This window comes from Methylacidimicrobium cyclopophantes, from assembly GCF_902143385.2.
GTDB classification, from domain to species: domain Bacteria; phylum Verrucomicrobiota; class Verrucomicrobiia; order Methylacidiphilales; family Methylacidiphilaceae; genus Methylacidimicrobium; species Methylacidimicrobium cyclopophantes.
Window position 1 is genome coordinate 1 of record NZ_CABFUZ020000092.1, and the last position, 7,358, is coordinate 7,358.

9 protein-coding genes and 3 pseudogenes are annotated in these 7,358 nt (G+C 61.3%); 6 read left to right on the forward strand and 6 right to left on the reverse strand.

What is annotated here, in order from left to right:
• From FN369_RS03060 to FN369_RS03070, 3 genes are all read left to right on the forward strand, one after another.
• Window positions 1-465: class I SAM-dependent methyltransferase (locus FN369_RS03060; protein WP_142524740.1), on the forward strand; the 465-nt coding region annotated here is incomplete at its 5' end.
• A gap of 194 nt (window positions 466-659) precedes the next feature.
• A complete protein-coding gene (locus FN369_RS11050) occupies window positions 660-923 on the forward strand; it encodes a hypothetical protein (protein ID WP_178087644.1) in 264 nt (87 codons plus the stop codon).
• A gap of 284 nt (window positions 924-1,207) precedes the next feature.
• On the forward strand, window positions 1,208-1,453 hold the full coding sequence (locus tag FN369_RS03070) for a hypothetical protein (RefSeq protein WP_142524742.1): 246 nt from the start codon (window positions 1,208-1,210) through the stop codon (window positions 1,451-1,453).
• 96 nt (window positions 1,454-1,549) lie between these two features.
• Here the strand turns inward: FN369_RS03070 and FN369_RS03075 are convergent, their stop codons facing one another.
• Window positions 1,550-2,305, reverse strand: coding sequence for a tetratricopeptide repeat protein (locus tag FN369_RS03075; protein WP_178087645.1), 756 nt, complete (start codon window positions 2,303-2,305; stop codon window positions 1,550-1,552).
• A 467-nt stretch (window positions 2,306-2,772) separates the two neighbouring features.
• Here FN369_RS03075 and FN369_RS03080 point away from each other — a divergent pair, with 467 nt between their 5' ends.
• Complete coding sequence (locus FN369_RS03080; protein WP_142524744.1) at window positions 2,773-3,222, forward strand: DUF5069 domain-containing protein; 450 nt, start codon at window positions 2,773-2,775, stop codon at window positions 3,220-3,222.
• A gap of 9 nt (window positions 3,223-3,231) precedes the next feature.
• Window positions 3,232-3,693 carry a GNAT family N-acetyltransferase gene (locus FN369_RS03085; RefSeq protein ID WP_142524745.1) on the forward strand — a complete coding sequence of 154 codons (462 nt, stop codon included), beginning with the start codon at window positions 3,232-3,234 and terminating at the stop codon, window positions 3,691-3,693.
• A 103-nt stretch (window positions 3,694-3,796) separates the two neighbouring features.
• Here the strand turns inward: FN369_RS03085 and FN369_RS11540 are convergent, their stop codons facing one another.
• From FN369_RS11540 to FN369_RS03105, 5 genes and pseudogenes are all read right to left on the reverse strand, one after another.
• On the reverse strand, window positions 3,797-4,765 hold the full coding sequence (locus FN369_RS11540) for an NUDIX domain-containing protein (RefSeq protein ID WP_142524746.1): 969 nt from the start codon (window positions 4,763-4,765) through the stop codon (window positions 3,797-3,799).
• A gap of 76 nt (window positions 4,766-4,841) precedes the next feature.
• Complete coding sequence (gene dtd / locus FN369_RS03095) at window positions 4,842-5,297, reverse strand: D-aminoacyl-tRNA deacylase (protein ID WP_142524747.1); 456 nt, start codon at window positions 5,295-5,297, stop codon at window positions 4,842-4,844.
• Between the two features lie 349 nt (window positions 5,298-5,646).
• Window positions 5,647-5,838 (reverse strand): annotated as a pseudogene (locus FN369_RS11425) (zinc ribbon domain-containing protein); the annotation flags it as partial.
• Window positions 5,839-5,874: 36 nt separating this feature from the next.
• Window positions 5,875-5,937: pseudogene (locus tag FN369_RS11430) on the reverse strand (hypothetical protein); the annotation flags it as partial.
• A pseudogene (locus tag FN369_RS03105) lies at window positions 5,937-6,556 on the reverse strand (IS607 family transposase). The pseudogenes FN369_RS11430 and FN369_RS03105, both read right to left, overlap by 1 nt.
• A 265-nt stretch (window positions 6,557-6,821) precedes the next feature.
• On the opposite strand from FN369_RS03105, the gene FN369_RS03110 reads away from it, so the two are divergent.
• Window positions 6,822-7,358: class I SAM-dependent methyltransferase (locus FN369_RS03110; RefSeq protein ID WP_218580002.1), on the forward strand; the 537-nt coding region annotated here is incomplete at its 3' end.

Sequence of the window (7,358 nt, forward strand, 5' to 3'; positions counted from 1 at the left end):
GCGGTCGCCGATCTCGGTGCGGGAACCGGCTACTTTACCAGGAGGTTTTCGAAGGCGGTCGGTCCCGAGGGGAAGGTCTATGCGATCGATGCAGAGCCAGCCATGGCCGATTACCTGAAAAAGGAAGCAAAGCAAAAGAAGCTAAGGAACGTCACGGTTCGGTTGGTCAAGCCGGGAGAGTCCGGTCTCGAGGATCATTCGGTCGACTTGGTTTTCCTTTGCACCGTCCTCCATCACATCGACAATCGAATCGTCTACCTCCGGAAGCTGGCGGACTCCCTCAAGCCTGGCGGCAGGATCGTGCTGATCGACTTCAAACCCAACTCTCCTTATGGACCACCGCCAGAGCATCGGCTGCCCGAGACGGAGGTCAAGGAAGAGTTCCGGCTGGCCGGCTACCGTCTCGTAAAAGAGCACGACTTCTTGCCCTACCAGTACTTCCTCGAGTTCGTCCCGGAAAAATAGAGAGAGATCGCCCGACTCGGGTCAACCATCCCTCTTCCTCGAGGGAGATCTACTGGCGGCGACCGGGGGCGCGAGGAGGCAATCCGAGGGATCTGCTCCGGCGGAAGCGCCGGAAGGGCGCGGCGCGGACGAAGCCGCACCGCGCCATCTCCGAAGGATTGCAGAGTCGGCCGATCCGTTTCTCAAGGCTCCTTATGATGCATCGTCGCCTCTTCTTTCGCAGCCGCTTCGGCATGCTCTTCGGCATGTTTGGCATGCCCATGGGCGATATGGGCATGATGGCCCGACTCGACGTGCTCTCCCGCCCGGTGGTGCTCCGCCGCTTTCCGGTGGTGTACCGCAGCGTGCTCGTGGTGTGCGGCGGCTTTCTCGTGATGTTCGGCAACTGTATCGGCCATAGACACCTCTCGATCCTGGATTTTGGTTGGGTTTTTGTCCAAGGAAGAGCTCCTTGGTAAAGGACGTCTTTATATAAACACTTTGCTTTGCGGTCAAGCAGAAAGCAGCTTCGGCTCTGCGCCTTGGCTCTCCCAGTCCATCGCCTCCATTGGGGCTCCGCGGCGGCGAGGACTTTCTTAAGATCCGATTCCCGCAAGCAAGCTGCCGATCTTCCGAGAATCAATAGCCCCCTTCCGAGGGCCATTTTTCTTGTTCTCGAATCAGATTCAGGAGCATATGATTCTGCATCGCGCCGGATACGAACTCCGGAAACGCAGCCGGCCGAAATCCGAGGGTGGAACCGATGAGACAAGTTCGCTTAGGGAAGATCGGGCTGCTTTCCACCACCCTCCTTCTCCTCCTCCAGTCTCCGCTCGAGAGCAAGGAAGCGATGTTGATGAAGACCCCGAAGGGCTACCGGTTGACGATCCTTCCCGTGATGGGTGCGGAAAAGGTTGAGCGCAAGCCCGTAGCCGAAGGAAAGGTTCGCGTCCAAACCCTCCGGGAGAGGGTATACGGAAGGAAAGAGGCTGCCGGGAAGCAGCCGTAAAGGAGAAGTCGGCGCGCAGCCTCCTCCCGCGCCCTGGGCGAGTGACCGGCAGGCCTCCTCCATCCGTTCCCGCGGAGTGCGGGCCCGATCGGGATCTTAGGGGGCGGTCAACTTTTCGGAGAGTTCTTTCCCCAGCGCAGGATCGAGCTCCTGCATCTTTCGGCACGCTTCCGCCATCTCTTTCTTGCGTCCGGTCTCCTTACACAAGGTCGCAAGATTGCACCAGGCCGCTGCGTAATCGGGCTTGAGACGCAAGGCCTTCTTTGTCGCCGCTATCGCCCGGTCGTAGTTCTTCGACTCCGCGTAAGCGGTTCCCAGATTGGCCCATGCTTCCGGAAGATCGGGGCGAAGCCGCGTGGCCTTTTCCAAGGCTTGGACCGCTTCGGAAGGACGGCCGAGTCCGACATAGGCGGCGCCCAGGTCCGACCAAGCTCTGCCGAAATCCTCCTTCTGCCGCACGGCTTCTTTCAGCGCGCCCACAGCTTCCAAATATCGACCGAGATAGGCATAGCAGGTTCCCAGATTGCACCAGGCCTTGGGAAAATCCTCCTTCCTCCGGATGGCCTCCCGGTAGGCGCGAATCGCCTCATGGTAGTTGCCTACCTTCTCTTGGGCCAACCCGAGAAAAAACCACGCCGCCCCTTCCTTCGGATAGGCGCGAGTCCACTTCCGGGAGAGATCGAGCAGCTGGCGCCACTCCTTCCCTTCTTCCAGCGAGATCGCCCGCTCGAAGTAGGGGAGCTCCCGCTCTTCGCCGCCTCCCGCCGCGATGTCGGACTTGCGAAAGGAACTTTCCGTCACCTCCTCCACGGGGATGGCGAGCTCCCGAATGCGGGAGCTTTCGGAAATCACCTCATCCCCGGCCGGCGGACAAGCATTCGTCCACCCCGAGTCCGTCGACTGTGCACCGGCCGAAGGAAGAAGAGGCCAGAGCCCCGCAGCAAGAACTAGCAAGGAGATGGACGCAACGTCTTCTCGCAGGGATTTCCGCCGTTGGCGTCTTCGTCCCGGGAAGAGAAAGCTGCTGCCCTCAAGGGGATGTTGACAAGGTGCTTTCATTGAAAGCGCAACCGTCGATTTTTGATACAGCTACATAAGCCGATTGGAATCAATCTGCGGCAAGTATGGCCGGAGAGAATCCTTTTGCCAAAAGAATAGATGCGGATCCCTCGATTTTTTTCCACGACTCGACGCGCAGGTGCGCAAGGGAGCGGGAAGCATGGAGCGGCCCTTGCCCTCGTCCTTTCTCACCGCGAAAAGAATTGCAGTTCCTCTCCTTCTACTCCCATAAAGTGGGACATTTCCTATGTCCAAGCGCCATGGCTCTCTTCTTTTTCGATCTGACCCAACGCCCTCCCCGGAGCCCTCGGGTGCGGCTCGGAGGCTACGTCTGCCTGCCCCGCCTGCTCGATAAAGGGCGAGCGCAACTGGCCGGGAAGGCCGGCGACTACCGATACAATTGCCCTCTCGACCAGCGTTGGTTTTCTTTCGCAGGCATCTCTGCCGAACTCCTCCTCGCCGAGTTGGCAAAGGAAAGGGGAGACGGCGAGATCCTCTCCTGGATCGACGAGACCTCGTCGACCCGCCGCGCCCCATGGGAGATCGCCGCATGGTCGGCCTCCATGGAGAGCCGCTCCCCCGGAGATGCGGAGTCCCACCAGATCTTTTTTGAAAGGCTGCAAAAGCTCGCCCCCCATCGGGAAGATATCGTCGGCTGGTTCGATCTCCTCGACTTGGACGATTACGTCTCCTTCGGGGGAAGGCCCTAGGCGATCATCATGCTTCTGCGGGACGAAGTTCTCGTCAGGCTCGCCGCCGAAGAGGATATCCCGCGTCTGGCCGAGCTGCTTGCGCTGCTCTTCGCCCAGGAAGCCGACTTCCGGCCGGACCGGAAGCGGCAAGAGAGCGGGCTTCGCCGGATCCTAGAGGAGCCGAAGGTCGGGCGGATCTATTGCGCCCTATCCGGGACGCGGATCGTCGGCATGGCGAGCCTTCTCTTCACCGTGAGCACGGCCGAAGGGGGAGCGGCCGGATGGCTGGAGGATATGATCGTCGATCCGAGATGGCGCGGACGGGGCATCGGAGAGCGGCTGCTTCAAGAAGTTATCCAGGGTGCACGGGCCGCAAGCTGCCGACGCCTCACGCTTCTTACGGATGGTGCCAACGCAGCGGCCATTCGGTTCTACTCCCGGGCCGGCTTCCTCCCCTCGGCAATGATTCCTCTCCGCCTACCCTTGTGAGACCGGGAGCCAAAGGGCAAGCTGCCTAGCCCAGGGAGGTTCCCGAAAGCCATTGGTGCCGGACATATCGGGATCGTAGCGCCTTCTGCGGCAAGCCCGGTCGCTATCCCTCCAGCTGTGCCAAGGCCCGGCGTAGGAGCTCCCCGTCCGGAGCGCCCGCGCCGGAGGACTGCGAAAAAGAAAGCTTCTCCTCGAAGAACAGGCAGGCCGCCCGGATCATTTCCTTATGGTCGAAGGCCAGAGAGGGCAGGCCGGAAAGCGGGAACCAGCGGACCGCGGCCGCGTCGCTGCCGGCGGCGGCTCGAACCGTCCCCGGATCCGCCCAGGCCGCATGGGCGACGCTGACGACCGGCCCGCGAGGATCCCGTCCGGGCTTTCCGAAGACCCCGACCTCCCAAAGGGCAAGCCCGGAAACTCCTGTCTCCTCGGCGAGCTCCCGCGCAGCCGCCGCGCTCGGCTCCTCCCCCGCCTCCACAAACCCTCCCGGCAGCGCCCAGGATCCCGCGTAGGGCGGCGTCCTCCGTTCGATCAAGAGGACGAAGAGCTCTCCTTCGCGGGCCCCGAGCACGACCGCATCGGCGGTCAGGGCAAAGCGGGCGATCTCTGGACGAAGCCCGAGCGGAGCCGGGAGGGCGTCGCCCTTGGCATCCTTCGCTTCTCCTTTGGTTCGAAAGACGATCCCCGCCGCCTGCACCTCCCGGTAGGGCAAAAGCCAGACCAGAGACTCGTCATGGAGATCGACCACCTGGATCCGGTTGCCCCACGGGTCCCGAAAGTCGCAGCGAAACCCCGGGATCAGCGGAAGTCGATACTTCTGGGTAATCTTCGTCCGGACCTCCGCCAGCTGCTCCTCGTCTCGGACGAGGATTCCGAAGTGGCGGAGCCGATCGGGCTGAACCTCCGGAACGACGAAGAGCGCTAAAAACTGGTGCTCGCCGAGCGCAAAGAAGGCGTCTCCTTCCCCATGCTCGAGGAGCCGCAAGCCGAAGAGATCCCGATAGAAGGCGACGGCCTCTTCCCGATTGCCTACTTCGATCGCGAGATGGTTGCAGCCGTAGACCTGAACGCTCATGGAGCCATCTTCCACGAGTCGGCCGCAAAGGACAACGCCGGCTCCAGAAGAAAATCCGAAGCGTCCCGGGCGACGCTTACGGAACTCCCTTGGGGCTGGCGCGGAGCCAAAAGGTGACCGGCCCCGCGTTGACGAGGGCTACCTCCATTTCGGCACCGAAGAGCCCACAGGCGACCCTTCCATATCGCTCCCGAGCCCTTTCCACCAGATAGGAGAAGAGCGCCTGTGCCACCTCGGCCGCGGCCGCGGGGCTAAAGCTCGGCCGACTCCCCTTTCGGGTGTCGGCCGCCAAGGTAAACTGAGGAACGAGAAGAAGTCCCCCACCCACGTCCCGAAGGGAGCGACCCATCCGTCCGGCTTCGTCCGGAAAAATCCGATAGTCGAGGATCCGCCCCAAGAGCCTTTCCGCCGCTGCCTCTTGATCCCCCTGCTCGACGGCGACGAGGCCGAGAATCCCTACCCCGATCTCGGCAACCGTCTCTCCCCGCACCGACACGCGCGCCTCGCGCACCCGTTGAATCAAGGCGATCATCTTCTTTTCTCTCTCGGTTCTTGGTCTTCGGAGCAGCCCGACCCGTTTCCTCGTCGTCGGCCGACGGAAGAATTGCCGGAAATTCCCACGGAAGAGATCGGAACCGCCCCCAGATCTTCGCCGCTTCCAACCAGTTCCTCCCCCCCGCTCAAGCGCTCGGAGGATGCGATCCCGCACCTTCCTGACCCCTATCCTTGCTCCTCTCCGTAGCCGTTCACGCCCAAAAACCCAGGAACTCTCCGGCTCCCCAAACCAAACGTTGCTTTCTCCTATTCCCTAGTAGTCACTTCCCTTCTTTCCAACAGGAGCGGATGCGCATCGCCGTTCCATCAGACTGAGTGAAACCTGTCTAAGGTTCAAAGCCGATTTCCCGCTTCGTCGAGGCCGGTTTCACCGCCGTCTTGCGACGACGGCCAGCGCCTTCCTCTCCACAGGCTGACACCGGGGAACTGACGGCCAAATTCCTCAGTTGGATCGCTGCATTGAGCTCGCGGTCATGGATTACTCCACAGGCCGGACATCTCCACTCCCGGACGGCCAGCGCCCGGCTGTAGGCGAATCGGGCTCTCCCTGCAGCCTTGGCAACATAAGAAGCCTGCACATCGTTGGGCCTGAGCACGATCTTCTGGGCGATCCGCATCAACACGAGTGCTCCATGGCCTCTTTCCCGCCGTCGAGAGGTTTCTGATTCTTCCGGGACCGACTGCCAGAGAGCCGGGCGCGGAAGACGGGAAGAATCTCCAAGAGATCCTGCTCCAAATCCTCCTCGAATCTCGTCTCCTCTCCCTGGTCGAGAATCACGACCTCGACCTTCTTGGCCTCGCAAATGGCAAAGATCCGCTCCGCGCCGAAGCGCAACAATCGGTCTTTCTGGGTGAGGACCAGCCGCCCAACCTGCCCGCCGATGATGGCGTCGAGCAGCCGCTTCCAGCCCTTTTTGTGGTAGTTCCTGCCTAAGCCGAGATCGGCGATGACCTCGAAGGTCCAGCCCTGCCTGGCGCAGTAGAATTCGAGCAGCTGCCTCTGCCGTTCCAGATCGTCTTTCCGGTCGTGGCTGGAGACGCGAGCGTAGGCGATCGTTCGCCTCTTCGCCTCGTCTTCTGCGCCGAACATCTCAGGACGCAATTTCGCCAAATCGTAGCGTCGATGGCCGCCCGCGGCATGCTCAGCAACCAACCTTCCCTTTCCCATCGCCTCAGGGTGGTGATGGAGACGCTCAACGCTTTTGCCGCTTCCCCTATACGAACTAACCATTCCATTATGGAGAGGATGGAATACATGTGTATAGGTTTTAACCAAACTGCTTGAGCTCTTTCCCCTCTGCGCGGTATCGTCGCGACCTGAGCCGCTCAATCCGGTTGACTGCCCCCAGGGGGATGGCGGATCCCGATCTCCGATGGGGAGAGAATGGCTCGAGGGGCATCTGCGAGAGTCAGGTTCCGCCGCGATTCTGATAATCATACCGGGAAACTCTAGGTACGGTAAGGCGAGAGAAACGAAGGCAGAGCCCATCCCACCATGGCGATGATCAATTCGATTGATGCGAACTTCCGGCAATGGAACGATGAGTACGGATGGCCCGAGGATGGAGAGGAATGGAAGGGCCAGGCTCGATTGTGCGGAGTCTCCTATCCGGAATGGAAGGCGTCAGTCGTGCAATATCTGCTTGCACCAGCGATCGCGCCGGAGGCAACCGTGCTCGAAATCGGCCCAGGGCATGGCCGGTGGACCGCGGAAATCCTTCCCCGGTGCCGGCGGGCCATCCTGGTTGACCTGGCACCCAACTGTATCGATTATTGCCGGCGCCGTTTCGCCGCTTTTCCGCATGTCGAATATCATGTCGGGGACGGGAGGAGCGTTTCGGCCGTAGGGCCGGAGGAGGTCGACTTGGTCTGGTCTTTCGATGTTTTTGTCCACATCGATCCGGAGAGTTTCTCTGGTTACCTCCGGGAGCTTCACCGTGTGCTCCGACAGGGAGGCCGGGCTATTCTCCACCATGCCGGTCGCCGGAACTGGGCGCTTCCCCTCGCCTTCCTTCGAGAAAGGGGCCCGAAGGCGAGC